This window comes from Brevundimonas sp. S1H14, assembly GCF_047716865.1.
GTDB lineage: Bacteria > Pseudomonadota > Alphaproteobacteria > Caulobacterales > Caulobacteraceae > Brevundimonas > Brevundimonas naejangsanensis.
In genome coordinates this window covers 2611715-2633402 of the sequence record NZ_CP136679.1, presented here as the reverse complement: position 1 = coordinate 2633402, position 21688 = coordinate 2611715, and the positions used below count along the sequence as shown (strand labels likewise).

Genomic DNA, 21688 nt, shown 5'->3' with positions numbered 1-21688 from the left:
TGAGCGGGTAGGTTTAGCGTGATAATTCGTCATAGGTGACGAGTTATCGCGAATTTCTCGACTAAGTCGTCAACTTTGACGACTTATGGGGGTGCGGCTTCCTATCGTTTGGACCGACTTCCGAGAAGGCTCATCGCCTCCCGCAGGCTGCGCTCATCGACACAGTACGCCAGCGGGGTCGCCATGCCGAGTTCGGGGCGGCGGTTGTTGAGGAAGAACTCGGCGCGGGCGGGCTCGAAGCTTGCCCCGGCGGCCTGCCGAAGCCGAGCCTGAAAGCCCTCGATGACCACGGCCTTGCGGGCGGCCTCCTCCAGTTCCGCGACATGGCGCCTGAGGGCGCCCAGCGCGGCGCCCAGGCCCTCGTCGGATTGCTCGGACGTCCTGATCGCGCAGGCGGCACCCGGCGCCAAAGGGGATGAGAGCCAGTATTCGGCCTCGCCGTTCAGGGCGGCCCAGGCCGCCTCTCGAATAGCGACCATCCGCCCAGCTCTGGCGCGACGTTCGGCCTCTTCCTGGGCCGCCCGTTCCTGGGCCACGATCCACGCTGCCTGCCGCCGGGCCTCCTCGAGCCGCTCCTCGAACGGCAGGCCGAGGAGCTCATCCGTCAGCGCCCCCCCCTCCAGCATCCGCTCGATGGCCGAGAGGCCGGAGAGAAGCGCCCGCCAGTCGGCGTCGCCGGCCATCACAAGATCGGCCAGACTCCGTCCGGGGGCGACCGGCGAATTGCGAGTCCACGCCGCCAGGGAGAAGGCGTCGTCCTCCGTCGGCCGCTCAGCCAGAGCGAACAGGCGTTCCAATCCGGCCTGGACATCCATCTCCCGCCGCAGCCGCGCCGCCTCGGCCGCTGCGGCGGCGCGGCGAGCTTCCCGGTCGGATCGAACCCGTTCGATGAGCGCGGGCGACAGGCGATGATCGCCCTTGCGATACAACAGGAGCCCTTCGCTCTGCAGGTCGTCCATAAAGGCCTGCATCGCTTCGCTGGGCGGTCGGAAGCCGGGCACAGCTGACCTCAGCGCGTCCAGGCTCGCTCTTTGCCGGGGCGGACGATCATCGCTCCAGAGGCAGTCCCGGATCAGACCCAGAAGCATTTCCGGGGTCACCTGATCGACCGGCCGGCCATCGAGCGCGCGCGCGACGAGCCGGGACAGGGCGGCGGCCTTCCACAGATGCGCCGGCACGACGAAGCCGTCGCCGGGCCTGGCGCCGCCGACCAGCCGCCCATAGCCCAGACGGACCAGCTCGGCGCGCATCGGCTCCAGCTCACGCGGCCGGCGGACGGGGGCTTTGCGGATGCGGGCGACCAGCCGTCGGCCGGCCTCCTTTTGCCGTGCCGCCTCCGCTCGCACCCGCGCTTCGGCTTCGCTGGCGAGCAGGGCCCCGACCTCGTCGAGCTTGGGATTGAAGAGCCAGACTCGCGGCGCCTTGGTCAGCAAGGCCTGGGCGACCTCTTCGGCGTCGTCGCAATCCTTCCAGGCCGACAGGTCCACCTCGATCGCGGAAACGCCTCCGGCGCGGATCCGTGCGATCTTCTCCGGTCCGCAGGCGTGGGTCACCAACACCTCGACGATCAGACGCCTTCCATCCCGCGCCGTAAGCTCGACGTCGGGGACGATCTCGCCGGCACGCTTCTCCAGCTCGGCCTTGAGGAAGGTGAAGTCCTGACCTCTGTGGACCTGTCTGGCGAGGCCGCCGCCCTGGGCCACCAACGGCGGCAGCCGTATCCAGAGATGGGCGCCCAGGGCCTGTTTGGCCCAGAGGTGCGCGTTGGTCTCCAGACCGGTTCCGCAGCTTTCGCCGGAGCCGGCGTGAGCGAAGTGGTGGACGAGGATGTCCCCCTTGTGCGCTACGAGTTCGCCGCCACAGGCCGGGCAGATACAACGGCAAGCCGCGCCGCGCTCGACATCGCGGATGGACACCTGGACGCCATCGCGCAGGCCATAGGCCAGCTCCTTGCGGAACCCCAGAAACTCGCTGTGATCCTTTCGCCGCGACATCACGCCGAACCTGACGCCGCTTCGCCTCCGGCGACAAGGTGGGCCTGGACGGGGTGCGACCAAAACTGACGTATCTCGCGGCCGGGCTCGAGGTGGATGACCGTGACCGACTCCGCTTATGGCCGTCGCATGACCCGTGACGATCTCGATCAGACGCTCGACCGGATGGCCGCCGAAGCCACGGCGCCAGAGTTGCAGCCTGGCCTCGTCACGGTCCAGACGGACGACTGGCTCGGCAGCCTGTCGGGGGTAAAGGTGAAATGCGCCTCCCTTCAGGACGGGATGCGCTACCGGGAGGTCCAGGTTCAGGTCTCTTCGCAGTTCGAGACCCGGGTGCTGTCACGGGCGGAGGCCGGCGGACGCGGCGAACCCTATCGCGAGCTGCTGTCGAAATCGACGGACGCCTGACGAACGACGATGTTCAGTGCAGCGCCACGCCCTCGGGCTTGGCCGGGGTCATGATCAGGCTCTCGACCATGGCGTCGATCTCCTCGTGCAGCTCGGCGATGTCCTGACCGGGTAAGCGGTCTTCGGCGGCGCAGCGCCAGGCCGTCCTCAGAACCTCACGAGCCGCTTCAGGATCGAGATCGTCGAGATAGACGAGGCCGCGTTCCGCGAGGATGCGGCGGGCCACGACGCCGGCCCGTTCGGCTAGGTCGGCATAGACCTCCGCTTCCTCGCTGGAGAACTCTTCGGCCACAACAATCCTCGTGCAGGATGAATGGGGGACGGGCCTGGAACTTCTGTGAAGAAGCCCGGTGTTTCGGAACCGGCCGCCGCCGACGTCTGGACGTCCCCCGGCTCCAGATCGGCTCCTATCATCCCGGAACCCGTCGCCCCCTAGCCTACAGTCTCGCCGACCGGGCGCAATGTGACGACGCGGATGGGCCTGCGAGATCGCGAGAATCGGTCTGATGCTCTACGCGGGATCGCCGGTTGGCGACCGACCTCGCCGCCGGCTGCGGCCCTGCGCCGACCCGCCGTCGGCCGGGCCGCACCCTTTCCAGAAAGGATCCCGGCGATGAAATCCTTGATCGCGCTCTCTCTTTCAGCCGCCCTACTGGCGGGCTGCGCTGGTTGGACGCCGTCGCGCGGGAGCGACGCGCTGAAGGTCGCGAGCTGGAACCTGGAGCATCTGGCCGAACGGGATGGGGAAGGGTGCGCACCGCGCACTGAGGCTGATTACGCCCGTCTTCGTGAGCACGCGATCGCGCTGGGCGCCGATGTCGTCGCCTTCCAGGAGGTCCAGAACCGCGCCGCAGCCGAGCGGGTCTTCGATCCCGCGCTCTACGACGTGGTGATGTCTGGTCGGTCACCGAGTACGCGCAGCGGCGAATGCCGGGGACGGCCCGGTCTCTTCATCCAGAACCAGGCCGTGGGCTTCGCCATCCGCAAGGGCATCCCCTGGACACGCAACCCGGACCTTAGCGCCCTGGCGCTGGGCAATCCGGACTTGCGGTGGGGCGTGGACATCACCGTCTCGAGGGGACGGCCGGTCCGCCTCTTGGCCGTGCATCTGAAATCAGGATGCAACGCCGGTCGCGATCCCGCCGACCCGGACTGCCCGGTGCTCTTCGACCAACTCCCTATCCTGGAAGGCTGGACCGAGGCGCGGGCTCGCGAAGGCGCGGCCTTCGTCGTCCTCGGCGACTGGAACCGCCGTCTGGCCGGAGCCGGAGACGCTTTCCTCGCGGACCTGAACGACGGCGAGCCTGCGGGCTCGATGTTGACGCTGACATCCGGAAATCGACCGGCGGGCTGCAAGGTGCGCTATCGCGAGTATATCGACTTCATCGCTACCGGCGTTCGCGCGTCCGCGCGGGTCGCGCCGGGATCGTTTCATGAGTACCGGTACGGCGGCCTGCCAGAAGACGAACACCCGTCGGATCACTGTCCGATCTCGGTGCTGATCGCCGGGTAATCACGACCGAGAGCCGCGCGTCAGTTTTCCTGGTGGTGGTTGTGGCCATCGGCGGCTTCTCAACTTGCGCCTGTCCCGTAGAAACGCATTAGATTGAGGAAAACACAGCTGGAGGGGCAATGCTGGGTCGGGGTTCGGAATGGCGGCGATGGGAGCCGCATATCCACGCGCCGGGGACGGTGCTCAACAATCAGTTCAGTGGGCCAACCGCTTGGGAGGACTATCTCACGGCGCTGGAAGCGGCCACGCCTCTCATCGAAGCTGTGGCCGTTACGGACTACTACGTCACGGACACGTATGAGGAAGTGCTTCGCAGGCGTCGGGACGAGGGGCGTCTGCCAAACGTCCAGCTTGTTTTTCCGAACGTCGAGTTGCGTCTGCACGTCGCGGCGAAGACCGGCTTCGTCAACATGCATCTGCTCGTCAGTCCCGAGGACGACGATCACGTAGAGCGTATCCAGCGCTTCCTGGCCCGGCTGGAGTTCAGAGCGTTCGATGACCGCTTCGACTGCACCCGGTCAGAGCTCATTCGACTGGGGCGTCGGGACAAGGGCCCGCAGTTGGAGGAGCGCGCAGCTCTCGAGCATGGAGCGACACAGTTCAAGGTCAGTTTCGACCAGCTTCGCACGGTCTGGGACGAGGACGCCTGGGCTCGGGCCAATGTTCTCATCGCCGTCGCCGGCGGCTCCGGGGACGGCACTGCGGGCGTTCGGGAAGCGGCCGATCAGGTCACCCGCCAGGAGATCGAACGCTTCGCCCATGTGATCTTCGCCAGCAGTGACGCTCAGCGCGACTTCTGGCTGGGACGAAAGGCGTTGGACGAAGCGGCGCTCCGATCTCGCTACAATGGCCTCAAACCCTGTCTCCACGGCAGTGACGCGCACAAGGCCGATGACGTGGGAGCCCCCTTCGGAGATCGCTTCTCCTGGATCAAGGGCGGCCTTGAATTCGACGCGCTTCGCCAGGCGTGCATCGACCCAGGTGGTCGCGCCCATGTCGGCGCCGAACCACCAGCCGCCGCGACGCCGTCACAGGTCATCTCGTCGGTGCGAACGGCGGGTGCGGACTGGATTGTCACCCCCGAGATCCAGTTGAACCCCGGATTGGTCGCCATCATCGGTGCGCGAGGCTCCGGCAAGACGGCCTTGGCGGACATGATCGCTGCAGGATGCGACGCGGTCTCCCCAGTCGTCTGGCAGGACCAGAAAGGCGTGAGTGCCTCCTTCCTTGCCCGAGCACGGCCGCTGATCGGCGAGGAGACGATCACCGTTGAATGGGCGGGCGGCGACAGCGCAAACCGTTTCCTCGACGGGCGAGACGCGAACGATCCCCTGAACTATCCGCGCGCACGCTACCTGTCGCAGCAGTTCGTCGAGGAGCTCTGCTCGTCGAGCGGGATGACGGACGCCCTCCTGCGAGAGATCGAACGGGTTATCTTCGAGGCGCACCCGTATTCAACACGCGAAGGCGCGGTCGATTTCGCTGAGCTGCGGGAGGGGCGGACCAGGCTCCACAGCCTCGCAAGAGCGAGAGAGGTGGAGGCCATCGCCGCCATGTCCGAGCGCATCGGCCTCGAGCATGAGAAGGACAAGCTCCGGGGCGCGTATGAAGCCCATATCCTCCAGAAGACCAACCTCATTAACGCCTACACGACCGATCGCGCCAAGCTGGTCGCCAAGGACAGTGAGACCAACGTCGCGCGGCACACCGCACTGTTCGGCGCGGCTGAGGCGCTGCGGACGAAGAACCGGACCCTGGTCGCCCAGCGCCAGGCCTTCCTGGCGGTGCAGTCCGAGGTGGGCGCAATGCGGGCGACGGGCGCGCCGGAAGCGCTGAGGGCGATGATGGCGCGCCACCGCGAAGGCTTCATGACCCCCGACCAATGGGCCGCCTTCCTGCTCGACTACAAGGGCAAGGTCGATGACAATCTGGTCGGCTATGTGAAGTGGGCCGATGCCGAGATCGCCCGGCTGCGTGGCGCCCCGCCGCCCCCTCAACAGGATCCGGGGACCCCCTTGATCGCGGCGGATGCAGACCTCTCTGCCTTGCCGCTGCTTCTGCTCGAGGCCGAGATGACCCGGCTCGAGGGCCTGATCAGCGCAGACCGCGACATCCAGCGGCGCTATAGCGAGCTCACGCAGAAGATCACGATCGAGACCGCAGCGCTCGAGGCGGCGAAAGAACGGCTCAAGGAAGCGCAAGGCGCAGCCGACCGGATCAAGGCCCTCGACCTTGAACGGGACGCCGCCTACCAACGCGCTTTTGCCGCGCTCGTCGCCGAACAGACGGTGCTCGAAGACCTCTATCGCCCGCTGATGGAGCGTCTGGCGAGCTCGCCCGGCACCCTGAAGAAGCTCACCTTCTCCGTCTCGCGGGTCGCCGACGTCGAGCGTTGGGCCAGTGCCGCCGAAGAGGGGCTTCTCGACCTCCGCAAACAGGGGCCGTTCCGCGGCCGCGGCGCCCTGATCGACGCCGCCAAGGCTCAGCTGGGGCCTGCCTGGGAGAGTGGAAGCGCCGAGGACGTGGCGGCGGCGATGATCACGTTCCGCGACGCCTACCAGAAGGATTTGCTCCAGCATTCGCCGGTGCCGACCAACGATCCCGTCGAGATGCGTGCGTGGTTGAAGCGGTTCGCCCTCTGGCTCTTCAGCACCGACCACCTCGAGATCCGCTACGGCATCGCCTACGACGGAATCGACATCCGGAAACTGTCTCCGGGAACGCGCGGTATCGTCCTTCTGCTGCTCTATCTGGCGCTCGACGAAGGGGATGATCGTCCCTTGATCATCGATCAGCCCGAGGAAAACCTGGATCCCAAGTCGGTGTTCGAGGAGCTCGTCGGACTCTTCATTTCCGCCAAACGGAAACGGCAGGTCATCATGGTCACGCACAACGCGAACCTGGTGATCAACACCGATGCGGATCAGATCATCGTCGCGGAGTCGGGACCTCATCCGGCCGGGAGCCTTCCCCCGATCACCTACATGAGCGGCGGCCTCGAGAACCAGACAATCCGCAAGACGGTCTGTGACATCCTCGAAGGCGGCGAGTTCGCTTTCAAGGAGCGCGCCCGTCGCCTCCGCGTGAGGCTCCGGCGATAGGGCAGCCGCTCAAGTCACGACAGTCCAGCCGCTAAGGGCTCCGCCCTCGCGCGGGCCAGGGTAAAGCGGCTTCGCCGCCGGATCGGCCGGTCTCCCCGGCCTTCCGCGCCGGCGACTGGCGACCGTCACTGATGACCTTGAGGCTTGTGCAGGCCGGGCGATCCCCCTCCGGCCGATCCGCCCTGGCCCTTGCTACCCCGGTCTCGCCGACGGGCAGGCTTTCAGGCGCGCCTTCCGCGTGCCTGCAACCCTTGCCCAAAGGAGGCAGACATGACTGCTCAATCCACCCAAGCCCGTATCCCGGCGGCGGCTGACGCCGCCGCGACCGGAGCGGCGGAGCCGAAACACGGCGCGGAAATCTTCGTGCCGCTCAATCTGTTGAAGCCGTCCCCGAAGAACGCGCGGAAGGTGAAGCATTCCGAGGCCACCCTTGAGGGGCTGGCGGCGTCGATAAAGGCGAAGGGGGTGTTGCAGCCGCCCGTCGTCGAGATCGAGCGCGGCGAGGACGGCGCCCCCACCGGCGCCTATCTCGTAACCATCGGGGAGGGGCGGCGGCTGGCCCTTCGGATGCTGGTCAAGCGCAAGGCCATCAAGCGGAACCATCCGGTCAAGGTGACGGTCGATACCGAGAACGACGCGCACGAGATCAGTCTGGACGAGAACATCACCCGTGAAGCCATGCACCCCGCCGACCAGTTCGAGGCGTTCAAGCGGCTCGCGGACGAGCGTGGCTACGGCCCCGAGGAGATCGGCGCCCGATTCGGGGTTTCGGCCCAGACTGTGCGCCAGCGGCTTCGGCTCGGCGCGGCGGCGCCGGAGTTGATGTCCGCCTATCGGGAGGGGGCGTTGGCGCTGGACCAGCTGATGGCCTTCTGCGTCAGCGACGATCAGGACCGCCAGCGTCAGGTGTTCGAGCAGATGGGCCAGCACATGCCGGTCTATGCGATCCGGCGCGCCATGACCGAATCCAAGGTCGCCGCTGGTGACAAGCGGGTCCGCTTCGTCGGCGTCGAGGTCTATGAGGCCGAGGGCGGGACGGTGCTGTGCGACCTGTTCACCGAGGACGGCGGCGGCTGGCTGGACGATCCGGCGCTGCTGGATCGTCTGGTCAGCGAGAAGCTGGCGGGGCTGGCCGAAGATGCGCGCCAGCGCGAGGGCTGGAAATGGGCCGAGGCCGGGTCGGACTATCAGGACGCCGCCGCCCTGGGCCGGGTCTATCCGGTCGAGGTGGTCCGCTCCGAGGCCGACGCCGCCCAGATCGCGGCGCTGTCCGACGAATACGACCGCCTCGTTTCAGAAACGGACGCGGCGGACACCCTGCCGCCCGAGGTGGACGCCCGGCTGGAGGAGATCGACAAGGCCCTCCAAGCCTTCGGGCCGGACTTCGACTACACAGCCGCGGTCAAGGCGCGGGCAGGGGTCATGGTCCTTCTGGGCCACGACGGTCTGGCCCGGTTCGAGCGCGGACTGGTTCGGGCCGAGGATGCGGTGGAAGACCGTCGCCCCGATCCCGAGGCGCCGGAAAGCTGGACGGAGTCCGAGCGGGAAGACGAGACGCCCCCCGTACAGGACGCCGAGGCGGACGAAGGGCTGGCGCCTCTGTCCGAGCGGTTGGTGATCGACCTCACGGCCCACCGGACCATGGGCCTCCGCGACGCGGTTCAGGCCGACGAGACCATCGCCCTGACCGTCGTGGTCCATGCGCTGGCCTTGCAGGTCTTCTACCCGGCGTGGGGGACATGGACGCCGCTGCAACTGCGGCTGAGCGTGACCGGGCTGGAGCGTCTGGCCCCCGGCGTCAGCGACGGCCCGGCGGGGCGGCGGGTGGCCGACCGGCTGGAGGCGTGGGGCGCGCGGCTTCCGGAGGAAGCCCGCGACCTGTGGGCCGCGCTGGCGGTCATGCCGCCGTCCGACCTGCTGGACCTGATGGCCTGTTGCGCGGGCGTCGGCCTCTATGCCGTGCGCGATCCGCACGACCGGAAGCCCGATGCGCTGGCGCATGCCGAGACGCTGGCGACGGCGACCGGTCTGGACATGACCGGGACGTGGTCCGCGACCGCGTCGTCGTATTTCTCGCGGGTGTCCAAGGTGCGGGTTCTGGAGGCCGTGACCGAGGCGACCACCTCCGAGGAAGCCGGGCGGATCGCCGGGTTCAAGAAGGGCGACATGGCCGAGGCCGCCGAACGGCTGGTCGAGGGCAAGGGCTGGTTGCCGGTGGTGCTGCGCACGGCCCCGGCGGTCGATCCGGGCGCTCCGGAGCCGGAAGGCGAGGCGACGGAGCCGCCGCCGTCCGATGACGACGCCTACCGGTTCGCCGCCGAATAGACGGCGTCAGGTGTGAAAACTCGCCGCGCGCCCTTTGGGGGCGCGCGGCTTTTTTGTTGTGAGCGCCGGCTAGCCGGCGAAAGTGAAGTAGATGGTGGCCACGAGGGCGAGCACCACCACCACGGCGAGTCCGAGGCCGCTGGCGGAAAGTCGCCAACCAGGGGCTTCGAAGTCGAAGCGGTGCTTTTCAGGATCGTTGGTCGTCATTCGAACTCTAGCCTTTCTAAAAAGGCCTCGGCTCTGTCGCGTGTTGCAGGTGCAGCAGCAGGCAGAGATCCGAGACCGGTTGGGGTCTCTGCCGTTCCAACCGATCTGCACCGGGGACGAACGGATATCTCGCGGAACCCGTTACTGGAGAGGGTTCCATTACCTGCCGCGGTAGTCACGCTCAGACGTTCTTGTGCGGCGTCACCAGATGATTTCAAGGTGAGAGCGTTGATATCGAAACGCGCTTCTACCGCGCGAGTTGCATGACGCGAGCGACTGCCTATTCCCAGAGGATCGGTCATGCAAAGAGGGATTCGTGAGCGCGATATCGGAACGCACCAAGCACAAGGCGCAAGTCTACGACGTGGCCTTGAACGCCTTCTTCCGCACCCGCGATTTCGACGCTGAAAGCCTTGGAACGCCGAAGGCTGATATTGGCTGGGATATTGCCGAGGCTATGATCGCGGCGGCTATCAGCGGCGTCACCTACAAGACGCGCAGCCAGGCTACGCTCACCGACGCCGCGATGCTGCTGCGGGGTCTTGCCGACAAGGTCGAGCGGGATGGACTCGCCGGTCTGGAATGGGGCTACAAGGGCGACATGCTCTCCCGCCACGCTTGGCGGCCGGACATCCGGACGTCCGACGGTCGCGATCAGCTCGACAAGCGCACGGCCGCGCTCATCGACGGATTAATGGGCACGACTCGGTCGCGCACGGTCGCGGACAAGCGCGCTATCGTCTGCCTGTCCTTCGCCCGCATGGCGCTCGATCAGGTGTGCGACCTCATCGATCAGGAACCGGAGAGCGCGGAGGGCATCCGGAGCGCGGCCGTCGCCATTGTCGAGAACCGGCTCGACGACCTGAAGACCACCTCGGCCCAATAAGGCTGAGGGTTGGCAACCAGACCCCGCCGACCTGTGCAGAAGATACAATCATGCCTTGCCCGGACGCAGGTCATCGGGGAGACTCCCGCCGTGAAGAAAACCCTCGATCATCTGCCGCTCACCAAGCAGTCCGAGCTGCGTCACGTCGTCGATGTGATCCGCGCCTCCTTCGAGGAAGCGATCGCCACGCGGCGCGCCGAGCGCCTGAAGAACGGCAAGATACTGAAGGTCATCCTGTATGGGTCATATGCGCGCGGCGATTGGGTTCACGACCCTGTCGGGCGTTACTTCTCGGACTTCGACTTGTTAGTCATCGTCGACCATGAGGATCTGACCGACGGCGAGTTCTGGTTCGACGCCAACAACCGGACCATGCCGGGCGAGGGCGAGATCCGCACGCCCGTCAGCATCATCGTTCACAGTCTGGACGACGTGAACGACCAGCTGGATCGCGGCCGCTACTTCTTCGCCGACATCCTGCGCGACGGCGTCATCCTCTACGACACTCCCGGCGCGAAGCTGCAAAAGCCGGCGACCATCAAGGCCAAGGCTGCGCTAGCAGAGGCGGGGGACTTTTTCGCCGAATGGATGGCCAGCTCAGCGAGCTTCGCTCGGGGTGCCAAGTTCTACATGGGCGAGGGAGATGACCCGAAACTCGCGGCGTTCAGCCTGCATCAAGCGACTGAACACCTCTACCACTGCGTCCTCCTCGTGGTGGCGCTCTACAGCGGGAAGGCTCATAATATCGCTTTCCTCCGCAAGAAGGCGGAGGCGATCGACGCGCGCCTCGCTGACGCTTGGCCTCGTGAGACCAAGTTCGAGCGCCGCTGCTTCGAGCTTCTCCGCGAAGCGTACGTGAAGGCCCGCTACTCCAAGCACTACAAGATCAGCGGCGAGGAGCTGGCCTGGCTGACGGAGCGGGTCGAAGTCCTGCGCGGGCTGACCACGACAGTGTGCCAAGAGCGTTTGGCGCAGCTGCGGTTGGAGGCCGCTGACGATGTCTGAGGCGCCCGGCTTCTTCATTCCCTTCGCGGAGACGCCCGAGATGGGCGAAGAGGTCTACGCCACGATCCGGGCGACCATGGCGCAAGAAGCTTTCCAGCCCACAGACCGTCGGATCTATCGCGTCGCCTATCAACACAATGGACGCGACCATGTCGCGACCGTCGGCGAACGCGACATCGATGGCGAGACGGTGATCGCCATCCTCGAGACCTACAACCCCGGGCCGGTTTACATGATCTGCACGCCGAACCGAGGCGTGATCCGGGGTGATCCGATCCTCGCGGGCGACGCGTCGGCGATTGTGGATTTCACTCGGAAGGGAGCGGCATGAGCGTCAAGGATGAGGTGGATCGCGCCATCTTCGGCTACCACGGAGACGATCTGCACGGCGTCACGGTGGGCTTCGAGCTCTGGGACGACTTCTGCCGGGAGACCGGACTGACGCCGCAGCCGGCTGAGGCCGGCGGCGACGATGTGGAAGTCATCTACCAGGGGCTGAGCATCAAGCCCGGCGTCACCCCCGACGCGATCAAGCTCGTGACCGGCTTCTAGGCAGCGGTCGCGATGAGCGCGCCTGATCCGGACATGGATGGTTTCATGCGCCGGCTCGAACTCGTCCAGGCCTTCCGCGCCAAGGAGCCGGTCGTCATCGACGGAGTGACCTTCGACCTTCGGGCGGACCTTGACACGGACCACTGGCGTCCCGTGGTCGCCATCGGAACCTACAGTCGGCAGGCCTACCGGTTCGGGCCACGGATCGTCTTCTCCTGGACACCGGCCGAGTGGATTGAGCACTGGAGTGAGAACGGGGGTTACGTCGAAGCGCCGGCGGGCAGCATCATCAAGAGGGCGCTCGTCCGTCCCCATCCGCTTGAAGGCTCCTACGAGGGGCTTGAGGTCGACGAGAACCGCGAGTGCCAGCTGATGCACCTGTTTGTCGTCACTCCAGACGGCGAGGTGAAAGCCGTCGAACCGCCGCTTGCCCTCTTCCCGCGCACCGCCACCGCCACACAGATCGATCTCGGAGAGTTCGACGTCGCCTACCAGGGCTTGGTGGCGCGGCTCGAGCGGTTGCTAGGCTGCACGGATCTCGAAGATCGGCTGGACAAGCTGGAGCCCGACTTTCCCCGTCCCGCCACAGAGATGCCGCTGACCTACAGACGGGCGGTGCTCACCCTGCATGAGGCCATTCACGAGAACGACGAGAAGGCTTACGTCGCCTTCGGCTACCTGATGGGCCGAGCGGAAGCCGAGCAGCAGCTGCTCGACCTGGCGCTTCGCGAGCAGAAGGCGACCGACCATCGCGCCCGGGGAGGCCGGACACGCCACGAGACCAGCGTTCGCGATACAGAGCCACTTCGCGATCTTGCGAAGGCTATCGTCAAGGGCAATGCCGCGATGTCCCTCGGCCGCTGCGCCCGGATGATCTCAGACAGGCTTCCAAACGACTGGCCGTTCGGTCGGGAGCCGGAATGGATCAAGGGCCATATCCGCGAGCTATTCTACCAAGTCGAGGGTCGGGTCGAGTACCGGCCCAAGCCCGAATGGGTCCATCCGGGCGAAGGGGGAGGGGGATGATCTCAGATCAGGGGGGGACGATCAGTGGGTCGCACCTGTCACAGGCTGCGGATTGGTCGATGACCGGGGCTCCAAGCAAGGAAGACGCCCATGGACCCCAACTGGCTGACCGGGATCGCCGCCCTCGTCGCGGCTGTCGCGACCTTCATTACCGCCGTTCGCAAGAGGTGAGCCGTGCGCGCGCGCGAGGCCTGGCGCAGAGATGACCCGAGCCGACCCTGACGTCCCCTCGCGCTACTTTTTCGATGAAAGCGGTACGAGCGGGGACCTGTCGAGGACTGGGCCCGGCTTGGATTTCAAGCGCCAACCCATCTTCGTACTCGCTGCCGTGGGCCTCGATGACGAGGACGGGCTCGGTGCGCGTTTGGCCGCCATTCGTGAACGCCGCTTCCCTCAAAGTTCGGAATTGAAAGCGAGCAAGGGCCATGCGACGCCAGCTGTCGTTTCGGAGCTGTTGGACTCGATAGATGCGTTGGGCGGCGGTGTGCTTCTTGAGGTGATGGACAAGCGCTTCACCCTGGCGGCGACGATGATCAACACCCTCCTGCTGCGCCCCTTGTCAGCGGCTGATCACGAACCGAAGGCGCTATGGTTCAGGGCTCAGCTGGCCGAGCAGTTGCACGAGAGCTCGCCGGCAGACGTCTTCGACGCCTTCATCGCGGCGTGTCGCGAGCCTGGGGAGACGACTCTGAAACGAGCTTACCGCGCGGTGTTGGACGCGTTCCCCCCGGGGGTGCCGCGCGACGCGCCGGCCGGCGCCATTCGCTTCTTCGCACTCGATAGTCTGAAGGACTTTCGGAAGGCGGGCGCGAGGCGGCCGGAGGTCCAGCGCCGCTTCCTGCCGCTTCCCGACCCGGGCCACACTGGCAAGGACGTCTGGATTCTGCCGCACCTGTCGGCCTTCACCAATCTCTATGCCCGCATCAACAAACTGAGGGGCGGGCGTATGGCGGAGGTCCAGATCGTTCACGACGACCAACCCTACTTCGCTGAAATCCTCCGCTCATCAAAACACGCCGCCGAGGGCCTGGCTGACACCGACGACGTGATTAAACTCGCTCGGGCGGACTATCGGTTCGTTGAATCAGGCGACCTGACCTTTACGCCATCAACGGCTTCGACGGGCGTGCAGGCCGCCGACCTGATCGCCGGTTTTGCCATGCGATACGCACGTGAGGCCTTGGCTGGGCACCCGACAGACGACGAAAGCCGGGCGGTGTTCCGTCGTCTGGCGCACTGCCTCGATGTGGCTCCGGGCTTCGGTATGAACCTCATGATGTCGAACCGGGATGTCCTTCGGTGCGGTCTGTTGCCCAGCCGTGACCCGCTCGTGCGGCCTTCCGGTCCTGCTGACGTGCCCCTGAGAATTTCCTCCACGTGGAGCTAGAGTCCGGCCCTTGAAAGGACGGACGGAATGAAACGAGCGAGATTCACGGAAGAGCAGATCATCGGGATCCTGCGGGAGAACGAGGCCGGCGCCAAAGCGGGCGAGCTGGCGCGCAAGCACGGCGTGTCGGAGGGCACGATCTACGCCTGGAAGGCCAAGTTCGGCGGGATGAGCGTGTCGGACGCCCAGCGCCTCCGGGCCCTGGAAGACGAGAACGGAAAGCTGAAGCGCCTGCTGGCCGACGCCATGCTCGACAAAGCCGCGTTGAACGATCTGCTGTCAAAAAAGTGGTAGGGCCCGCGGCGCTGCGCCAGGCCGTCGCCCATCTGAAGGCGGCGTTCGGCGTCAGCGAGCGACGGGCCTGCTCCATCATCAAGGCGGACCGTAAGTCGGTGCGCTATCGCTCCTGCCGACAGCCGGACACGGCGCTGCGGGAGCGGCTGCGCGCCCTGGCTGTCGAGCGGCGACGGTTCGGCTATCGGCGGCTGTTCGTGCTGCTGCGGCGTGAGGGAGAGCCCTCGGGCAAGAACCGGATCTACCGGCTCTATCGCGAGGAAGGCCTGACGGTGCGCAAGCGCCGCTCACGTCGTCGCGCCATGGGCACGCGCGCGCCGATCCTGGTCGAGGCCAGGCCGAACGCCCGCTGGTCGCTGGACTTTGTGCACGACCAGTTCGCCACGGGCCGCCGCTTCCGCATTCTCAACGTGGTCGACGACGTCACCCGCGAGTGCCTGGCGGCGATCCCCGACACCTCGATCTCGGGACGCCGCGTCGCGCGAGAGCTGACAGCGCTGATCGCTCGGCGGGGCCGTCCCGCCATGATCGTCAGCGACAACGGCACGGAGTTCACGTCCACCGCCATCCTGGCCTGGGCGCAGGATCATGGCGTCGACTGGCACTACATCGCGCCGGGCAAGCCGACCCAGAACGGGTTTGTGGAATCCTTCAACGGCCGGATGCGCGACGAACTGCTCAACGAGAGCCTGTTCTTCAGCCTGGATCACGCCCGCCAGAAGGTCGCCGCCTGGGCGCTGGACTACAACACCCGCCGGCCGCACTCGTCGATCGGCTACCTCACCCCGGAGGCTTTTGCCGCCAGTCTGACCGCAACAGGCCGACCCGCTGCGCAGGATGAAAGCTGCGCGGCCCGGCCTGTTGCTCACCCCACGCTGCGAGGCGTAACTAACCCAAGGACTCTGGTCGCCGCTGGATGAAAACTCAGGGGCACGTCACCGACGATCAGGCGGACGCCTGTCGCCTTGGCGGCCTCGTGCGCTCGCACGATGCCGGCGACGCTGTTGAGGTCTGTGATGGCGAGCGCCTCGAGGCCGCAGACAGCGGCCTGAGAAAAAAGTTCGTCACAGCCGCTGGCGCCACGCAGGAAGGAGAAGTGGGAAGAACACTGCAATTCGGCATATCTGCGAGACATATGTTCATGATATGTTCCATCTTACATGGAGGCCAGATTGCCTTCAGCAATTGGGAGTGCTGCGCTCAAAATAGCCCTTCGCGTTGGCCATCAGAGTCGGGGCCGGCGAAGACGGCTATGGTGTCTGGTGTGGCTCCGCTCGGGGCATCGTTCTCAATTACGATAAACTGAGCGTCGCCCTTGTGAGACGCCAAATAGGCGTAGAATCGGTCTTTCAGCCCGCTTGCCTTCACAACAGCTTCGTCTGCGCCGAGCGCTCCGTGACGGCTTCTGTGCGGTTCGCGGTAACTGACAAGAGGGCTATCCAAAACAATGAAACCCGGGTGAGGCAGGCCTTCCGCGCGGCAGAACTTCAAAATCCCGATCTTAAATGCCGAGTGCATGAGCGCCCTGACGCCTTTGCCGTTAGCCGATCGGCTCTTTCCATCGATCTGGATCTCGTGGCTTGCAGGGTCGAACGTAACTTTGGGATTTCCCGGGAAGCCCCAAGCGTCCAGCACGCCTTGGACGTGCGTTGCGAGCGCCAGACCCGCTCCCCCCGAAAGTCCGACGACCGCTCCCGTTTGGTTCCGCGTCGCCTTAAAGCGATCAAGCACGCGCCGATGTTCCTCAAGCTCTCTCACACGCTCAACGAGGCGAGCACGGGTCCGCAGCGTTTCGCGGGCATCGGAGATGAACTCAAACCGCTGCCGCGTCTCGGCTTCTGCGGGAAGGCCGACCTCGATTTCCTTCTTCAGTTCACCGATACTCGCGAGCAGGCCGTCGCGCACATCGTCAGCGGTAGAAACCTGCTGCGACAGCTCAGCCAAGGTCGCTTGGAGTTCGCCTTGCTCCCTGTCGATCTTGGCTAGCTCGGCAGCGATGGCTCGGCGACTGCCTTGCACATCCTCCCGCCCTTGCCCGTGATGCTGGTGTTCTTCAGCGGCCCCGCACAGCGGACAATGACTGTCTCCTCCCGCAAGCAGCGCATCGCTCCCCTCCAAGAGCGACGTCAGTCGCTCGCGGTCACTTCGGAAAACGCGATCAAGCAAGCCGAACCGTTCGATCGTCAGGGCGAGTTCTTCGAGTGAGGCGTCGATTGACGCCAGATCTCCCTGAGCGGTCGAAAGCGTCATACGCGCCTTGTCGAGCTGGGCCTGGGCCTCGGACGCTTCGGCTTGGATGCTACGGATCTGTTCCGTATGCGCCTCGATGGCCTCGTCGAGGTCCTCGGTCGCGTCGTCGCCCAGCTCTGCACGAGCAATTCGCAGCATGTCATCGAGAAGCTCGATTTTGCCTCGGTTCCCTGTCCGCTGCTCTTTGACCCCTGGGGCCTTGATCTGTGCGGCGTCATCCACCCCCGTTAAAATGAACTTTAGGGTGTTCTTGTCTTGGGTGACGCTCCGCCCATCTGAGACATCGATCATGCTGAGGTCGCCGAGCATCGGCGTTTCCTCGATGAAGACGTATGGCGCAAAGGACCGGAACGAGAAGGTGACTTTCTCTCCCGAAAGCGTTCTGGCGATCTTCAAATCTGGCTTCAGGCCGATGGCAGCCAAAAGATAGGCGGACCAGCTTTCCGCGCTTCGATGCTCGCCTTGGAGCGTGCGGTCTGCGGGAATGCCGGCATCAGGTGATGGCCGTCCCGCCCGATACTCGAAGTCTCCGCCACGGAGGCTTCGAGCTACCTGGACGTCGTTTCCAGCCCCCAACTCGACATCAAGCCAGGCTTTTTCGTACCCGTCTCTTTCTGTGATACCCGGTATACCCTCGACGCCCGCGCCGGTCATGTAGTCCAGCGATTTCACAAGAAACGACTTCCCCGTGTTCGAGGCACCCCAGACCACGTTGAGGCCATCGGCGAAGGCGATGTCGACCAAGGGTACGTTCGGCCCGGTGAACGCCAACCCACGTATGATGATACGAGAGGTCAAAGCAGCAGCATTCCTTGCTCGTTGTGCCCGATGAAAGCCGTGGTCCAGGTGTCAAGCTTCAGTCGGAGCTCGCTCAGGAACTCCGACTTTCCCTTCGAAGCGACTTCACGGGCGATCCAATCAGCTGCCGTTTTCAGCCGCATCGAGTAGCCGCTCTCCAGCAGCTCAACATAGGCGGCAGCCTCATCAGACGCGCGATATTCTATCCCATCGTCCGATGCGCAGATCAGCACCATGTGAAATCTCCGCATCAATCCCAAACTGTCCTCGACGAGCGCGCGCCTCACGAGCAACTCACCCTTGCGACCTGGAACGGCGGGGTGAAGGCTGGGCGGACCCCCGAGATCGCCAGAATGCACAACGGCATGGTCCAAAACGACGAGGTCGGCCAAATCAAGAGTCAGCGGTCGAACCGCCTCAAGAACCGTGACGGCCCTTATCCCCGCCTCAAGGGGCGAGTTAAATAGCGGTGGCGCATCAGACGTTACTTGGTCCATTTCAATCGCCGATCATTCGCCAGATGGTGGCAAATCCCCTGCACGACGGGAATTCGCGCGACGCGTCCAGCAATCGCGGCGTTCAAACCCGCAGCGTGCTTCATCACGTTTCCCAGTCGATCGAGAAGCGTGTCGGTCGTCTGTCGATGAACGTCGATCACCCCGTGATAGACGTCATTCTGAAACTGAACGACTAAGCTTTTGTCTGTGTTGTCGCGGTGAAATCGCTTGAACGCCTCGGCCTCGAAGTAGCGCGTGCGCTGGTCCCTGAGTTGGTCGCCATAGGTGGCGTCAGCCAGGACCGCAGCATTGTCTGTGAAATCGGTTCCAGCAGCCTCACCATAAACAACCCGAAGCTGGCCAAGATACTCCGTCTCTCCATACTCAATGATGTCTGGTGCTTGGCCTTGCGGGGCGTGGCCAGGCATTTCCTTGAGTATCTGCACCAAGGCGGGTTTCGCATGTTCGTCTTTGACGATGAGCGGCGCCGTCAGGCCTGTGACCTTGGAAAAGTCGTATCCTGTGATCGCGGCGCGCAACTCCGCCGTGAGCGGGGTCTCTTTGCCTGCGGTGATCTTGGCTTTGCAGGCGGTATCCCAATCGGCCAGCAGAGCGGCCTTGAGAGTGGTGGGATTGTTGAGCAGGTCCATTAGAGGACCGACAATCCCTCGCGGAGACACAAACGTGAAATTCACGGGCAAGGTCGTGTAGGCGCCCTGAGTGTGGTGGTGGAACATCTTCCCGAGTTCGAGAAGGGCTTCGTTCCGGCCGAGCTTCGATCCCAGGGTCTTCCTCTTGCATTGAAAGAGGTCCCAATCACCTTCGTGCCTGTCAGCCGTGTAGAACCCGATGACGTCCCGTGCCTTGTCGTTGGGGCCGCCAATCCGTTCAACCTGAGTGTACTTCGACTCTCGTCGCTCGACCCAAACTTCGACGAACTCTTCGAGTTGCCCGTCGTCGAGCTCGCTGAGGCGAATGGCCAGACTGGTCACCGACGCCCCATGTAATATGTGCTCCCCCGGAAAGCATCACGGTAACAACCGGATATCGCTTGAGCAATCTTTGCGCGAGTCGGCGTTTTACTGATACTGCCGTTAGCGCTGAGTGCTCATCCGAACTTTCCGTGGATGAACCAGGCTTGGGAGCCGGTCGTGGCGTCCTCGCCGTCGCCGGCGCGAAACAGCCAGAACCGTTCACCGACGTCGTCCTCGACCTGGAAATAGTCCCGGACCGCCCACATCTCGGCATCCCGGCGGCCCCACTCGCCGAAGATCCGTTCCGGGCCGTCGGCCCTGCGGATCCGGCGTCGGACGCTGCGCCAGGTGAAGTGGGTCGGGGGATTGTCCGGCAGCAAGGCCATGGTCTCTATCGGTTCGGGTCGGTGGAACAGGCGGGTGGGGCGCGGCCAGTCCGGCGCCCATGCCAGCCCAGTCGGCGCCGCAAGCGGTGCGATCTTCCGGATCGACCGCTCGGGCACATCGCTCTCGACCGGCGCCAGCCGGTACAGCCGTTCGGCTCCGATCCGGTTGGCTAGGGTGTCGATCAGAATGGAGACGTCCGGTTCCGCCTCCGCGCCGAGGCGCGCGGCGGCTGGCCGCCAGTCCAGCGGTTCGGCCGAACTGGCCGCGAGCGTCATCCGCTCGATGCCGAACCCCGGCTCGATGGTCTCGATCCTGTCCGTCAGCAGTCGAGTCAACCGGCGGATGTCCCGCACCGGCTGCGCCAGGCCGACGCGGACCGACTCGATCCGGTTATCGACCCGAAAACACAGCCAATCGAGCCGACGCGCGCCCAGGCCGCGCGCCTCCAGAACGCCGCACAAGGACTCGACGAGCGCCCCGGCATAGCGGGCCAGGGTTTCCGGCGCGCCGATCGGTTCGGCGAAGACCCGTTCGACCCGGGGCGTCTCGGGAACCTCGACCGGGATCAGGGGCTCGGCCGACCGGCCATAGGCCTGGTCGAGCCGTCGCCCGAGTTCGGCGCCGAAGCGCAGTTGCAGCGGCGCCCGCGGTCGGTGGGCGATGTCGCCGATGCGTTCGAACCCCATTCGCCTCAGCCCCGCCGGCAGATCCACCGGAAGGCGCAGCGCTTCCAGCGGCAGCGGAGCGAGGGCCGCATCGATCCCTTCATCGTGGATGATCTGCGACTCGGCGCGGAACCGGGCGGCCGCATGGGCGGCGCCGTAGGTTGGAGCGACCACGCCTCGGCCGCTCAGGCCGACGCGTTGCAGACGCGCCGTCAGATCGCTGAGCAGAGCCGCTTCGCCGCCCTTCAGATGGGCGGCGCCGGTGATGTCGATCGCCAGACCGTCCGGCGGATCGGCCTGGCAAACCGGGGCGTAGAGATGCATCGCCCAGAGGGCGAGGCGATCAAGGGCGTCGGCGTCTCCGGCCGGATCGGCGTCCCTGACGTCAAGATCGGGAATGAGGGCCTGAGCCTGGGTCGCGACCATGCCGACGCGCGCGCCGCAAGCGGCGGCGGCGGCGTTGCAGGCCGTGACGACCCGCTTGCGGCCGACTCGACCGGTCAGGACAAGGGCGCGATCAGGCGGCGGCGCGTCTGCGCCCAGCCGTCGGCGCAACCGTTCGACGGGCCAGTTCGGCAGGAAGAGCGAGACGACCCGTCTCATCGCAAGCGTCCAGAATGAAGTCCGCCGCGTCGGCGCCGCGGCAACGCATGAGTTCGATCCGCCACCGCGCCCGTCCGATGCCGGGGACCGGCAGGGGCGCCGATGGCTCCGCGCTGACCCGCCAGCGCGTCACGGCGGCGGTCGGCTGGCCGAAATCGGCCGCCTCGGCGGCACGCCGCCATCGTCGGACCGCCACGCCGATCACGCCCGACGCCTCGGCGGCGAGCTGCAGCCGGCGCGAGGCGGTCATGGTCAAACGCGATGTCTCGCAGACGACCCCGGCCAGACCGCCATGGCGAAGGCCTTCCTCGAAGCACGCCATCAAGGCCTTCTCGTCGCCGGCCTCGACATAGATGACACGATCCGGCTCGAGCCCGGCGTGGCAGAGCGCCGGGGCGAACAGGTCCGGCCGCGTGACACACCAGAGCACTGGGCCGGGCAGGCGAGCGACGATCCCGGCCGCGAACAGGGCGGCGGCCGCGCCGCCCACGGCGTCGTCGCCGCCGCCGGCCACCTCGTGAAGCGCGCCCAAGGCCAGGCCTCCGCCGGGGAGGGCGGCGTCCAAGGCCTCCACCTCGAACGGAAGCACGCCGACCGATCTACGGTAGGCCTGCTCCAGTGCGCGAACCTGAGCGTGCAAATCCTCGAGTTGGGCCGAACCGGCGGCCGGCATGGACGAGCTCCTCCTGACGTCTATAATGTTCCTGAAATGTTCTGGTTCGAAGCGAGCGGCGGAGTCAATCCAATCGACGCCTTATCCCCCTTCGATTTGCAGCGGCGCCGGACCCGTGAAATCCTCCGCCCGAGGCCACAGGA

The 21688-nt window shown here is 65.6% G+C and carries 20 protein-coding genes and 1 pseudogene; 12 read left to right on the top strand and 9 right to left on the bottom strand.

Annotated features, from left to right (window positions below):
• Window positions 1–101: 101 nt before the first annotated feature.
• Entirely contained in the window at window positions 102–1916 is a 1815-nt protein-coding gene (locus RSD66_RS12780; protein ID WP_415288058.1) for a hypothetical protein, read from the bottom strand.
• Window positions 1917–2096: 180 nt separating this feature from the next.
• Here RSD66_RS12780 and RSD66_RS12775 point away from each other — a divergent pair, with 180 nt between their 5' ends.
• Window positions 2097–2402, top strand: coding sequence for a hypothetical protein (locus RSD66_RS12775; RefSeq protein ID WP_155965908.1), 306 nt, complete (start codon window positions 2097–2099; stop codon window positions 2400–2402).
• A gap of 13 nt (window positions 2403–2415) precedes the next feature.
• Here RSD66_RS12775 and RSD66_RS12770 read toward each other — a convergent pair whose 3' ends face one another.
• A complete protein-coding gene (locus RSD66_RS12770; protein WP_017504443.1) occupies window positions 2416–2694 on the bottom strand; it encodes a hypothetical protein in 279 nt (92 codons plus the stop codon).
• 321 nt (window positions 2695–3015) lie between these two features.
• Between RSD66_RS12770 and RSD66_RS12765 the strand changes: the two genes are divergently transcribed.
• The 3 genes from RSD66_RS12765 to RSD66_RS12755 all read left to right on the top strand — a co-directional run bounded on the left by RSD66_RS12765 (window position 3016) and on the right by RSD66_RS12755 (window position 9341).
• Entirely contained in the window at window positions 3016–3915 is a 900-nt protein-coding gene (locus tag RSD66_RS12765; protein ID WP_017504442.1) for an endonuclease/exonuclease/phosphatase family protein, read from the top strand.
• A gap of 119 nt (window positions 3916–4034) precedes the next feature.
• Window positions 4035–7016, top strand: a complete 2982-nt coding sequence (locus RSD66_RS12760; protein WP_017504441.1) for a TrlF family AAA-like ATPase — start codon at window positions 4035–4037, stop codon at window positions 7014–7016.
• 270 nt (window positions 7017–7286) lie between these two features.
• Window positions 7287–9341 carry a ParB/RepB/Spo0J family partition protein gene (locus RSD66_RS12755; protein ID WP_017504440.1) on the top strand — a complete coding sequence of 685 codons (2055 nt, stop codon included), beginning with the start codon at window positions 7287–7289 and terminating at the stop codon, window positions 9339–9341.
• 69 nt (window positions 9342–9410) lie between these two features.
• Here RSD66_RS12755 and RSD66_RS12750 read toward each other — a convergent pair whose 3' ends face one another.
• Window positions 9411–9548 carry a hypothetical protein gene (locus RSD66_RS12750; protein WP_017504439.1) on the bottom strand — a complete coding sequence of 46 codons (138 nt, stop codon included), beginning with the start codon at window positions 9546–9548 and terminating at the stop codon, window positions 9411–9413.
• 316 nt (window positions 9549–9864) lie between these two features.
• Here RSD66_RS12750 and RSD66_RS12745 point away from each other — a divergent pair, with 316 nt between their 5' ends.
• The 8 genes and pseudogenes from RSD66_RS12745 to RSD66_RS12710 form a co-directional block, all read left to right on the top strand.
• Window positions 9865–10434 (top strand): hypothetical protein, encoded by a 570-nt coding sequence (locus RSD66_RS12745; RefSeq protein ID WP_017504438.1) that lies wholly within the window; start codon window positions 9865–9867, stop codon window positions 10432–10434.
• A 90-nt stretch (window positions 10435–10524) separates the two neighbouring features.
• On the top strand, window positions 10525–11439 hold the full coding sequence (locus tag RSD66_RS12740) for a nucleotidyltransferase domain-containing protein (protein WP_017504437.1): 915 nt from the start codon (window positions 10525–10527) through the stop codon (window positions 11437–11439).
• Window positions 11432–11770: a hypothetical protein gene (locus RSD66_RS12735; protein WP_017504436.1), complete on the top strand. Its 339-nt coding sequence runs from the start codon at window positions 11432–11434 to the stop codon at window positions 11768–11770. Before RSD66_RS12740 ends, RSD66_RS12735 begins: the two co-directional genes overlap by 8 nt.
• Window positions 11767–11991, top strand: a complete 225-nt coding sequence (locus RSD66_RS12730) for a hypothetical protein (protein ID WP_017504435.1) — start codon at window positions 11767–11769, stop codon at window positions 11989–11991. The genes RSD66_RS12735 and RSD66_RS12730 overlap by 4 nt, the downstream gene beginning before the upstream one ends.
• Before the next feature lie 12 nt (window positions 11992–12003).
• Entirely contained in the window at window positions 12004–13017 is a 1014-nt protein-coding gene (locus tag RSD66_RS12725) for a hypothetical protein (protein ID WP_017504434.1), read from the top strand.
• A gap of 202 nt (window positions 13018–13219) precedes the next feature.
• Complete coding sequence (locus tag RSD66_RS12720) at window positions 13220–14404, top strand: DUF3800 domain-containing protein (RefSeq protein WP_415288054.1); 1185 nt, start codon at window positions 13220–13222, stop codon at window positions 14402–14404.
• A gap of 27 nt (window positions 14405–14431) precedes the next feature.
• Window positions 14432–14698 carry an IS3 family transposase gene (locus RSD66_RS12715; protein ID WP_003170335.1) on the top strand — a complete coding sequence of 89 codons (267 nt, stop codon included), beginning with the start codon at window positions 14432–14434 and terminating at the stop codon, window positions 14696–14698.
• Window positions 14683–15618, top strand: a pseudogene (locus tag RSD66_RS12710) (IS3 family transposase); the annotation flags it as partial. The gene RSD66_RS12715 and the pseudogene RSD66_RS12710, both read left to right, overlap by 16 nt.
• Here the strand turns inward: RSD66_RS12710 and RSD66_RS12705 are convergent.
• The 6 genes from RSD66_RS12705 to RSD66_RS12680 all read right to left on the bottom strand — a co-directional run bounded on the left by RSD66_RS12705 (window position 15564) and on the right by RSD66_RS12680 (window position 21545).
• Entirely contained in the window at window positions 15564–15833 is a 270-nt protein-coding gene (locus RSD66_RS12705; RefSeq protein ID WP_415288052.1) for a PHP domain-containing protein, read from the bottom strand. The pseudogene RSD66_RS12710 and the gene RSD66_RS12705 sit on opposite strands and share 55 nt — an antisense overlap.
• A 65-nt stretch (window positions 15834–15898) precedes the next feature.
• Complete coding sequence (locus tag RSD66_RS12700) at window positions 15899–17692, bottom strand: hypothetical protein (protein ID WP_038293500.1); 1794 nt, start codon at window positions 17690–17692, stop codon at window positions 15899–15901.
• Between the two features lie 50 nt (window positions 17693–17742).
• The gene (locus RSD66_RS12695) at window positions 17743–18243 is read right to left on the bottom strand and encodes an ABC-three component system middle component 2 (protein ID WP_017504293.1); all 501 of its coding nucleotides are present in this window, start codon (window positions 18241–18243) and stop codon (window positions 17743–17745) included.
• The gene (locus RSD66_RS12690; RefSeq protein ID WP_017504292.1) at window positions 18231–19235 is read right to left on the bottom strand and encodes an ABC-three component system protein; all 1005 of its coding nucleotides are present in this window, start codon (window positions 19233–19235) and stop codon (window positions 18231–18233) included. The genes RSD66_RS12695 and RSD66_RS12690 overlap by 13 nt, the downstream gene beginning before the upstream one ends.
• 116 nt (window positions 19236–19351) lie before the next feature.
• Window positions 19352–20872, bottom strand: a complete 1521-nt coding sequence (locus RSD66_RS12685; RefSeq protein ID WP_026108287.1) for a Y-family DNA polymerase — start codon at window positions 20870–20872, stop codon at window positions 19352–19354.
• On the bottom strand, window positions 20787–21545 hold the full coding sequence (locus RSD66_RS12680) for an ImuA family protein (RefSeq protein WP_017504290.1): 759 nt from the start codon (window positions 21543–21545) through the stop codon (window positions 20787–20789). Before RSD66_RS12680 ends, RSD66_RS12685 begins: the two co-directional genes overlap by 86 nt.
• Between the last annotated feature and the right edge of the window lie 143 nt (window positions 21546–21688).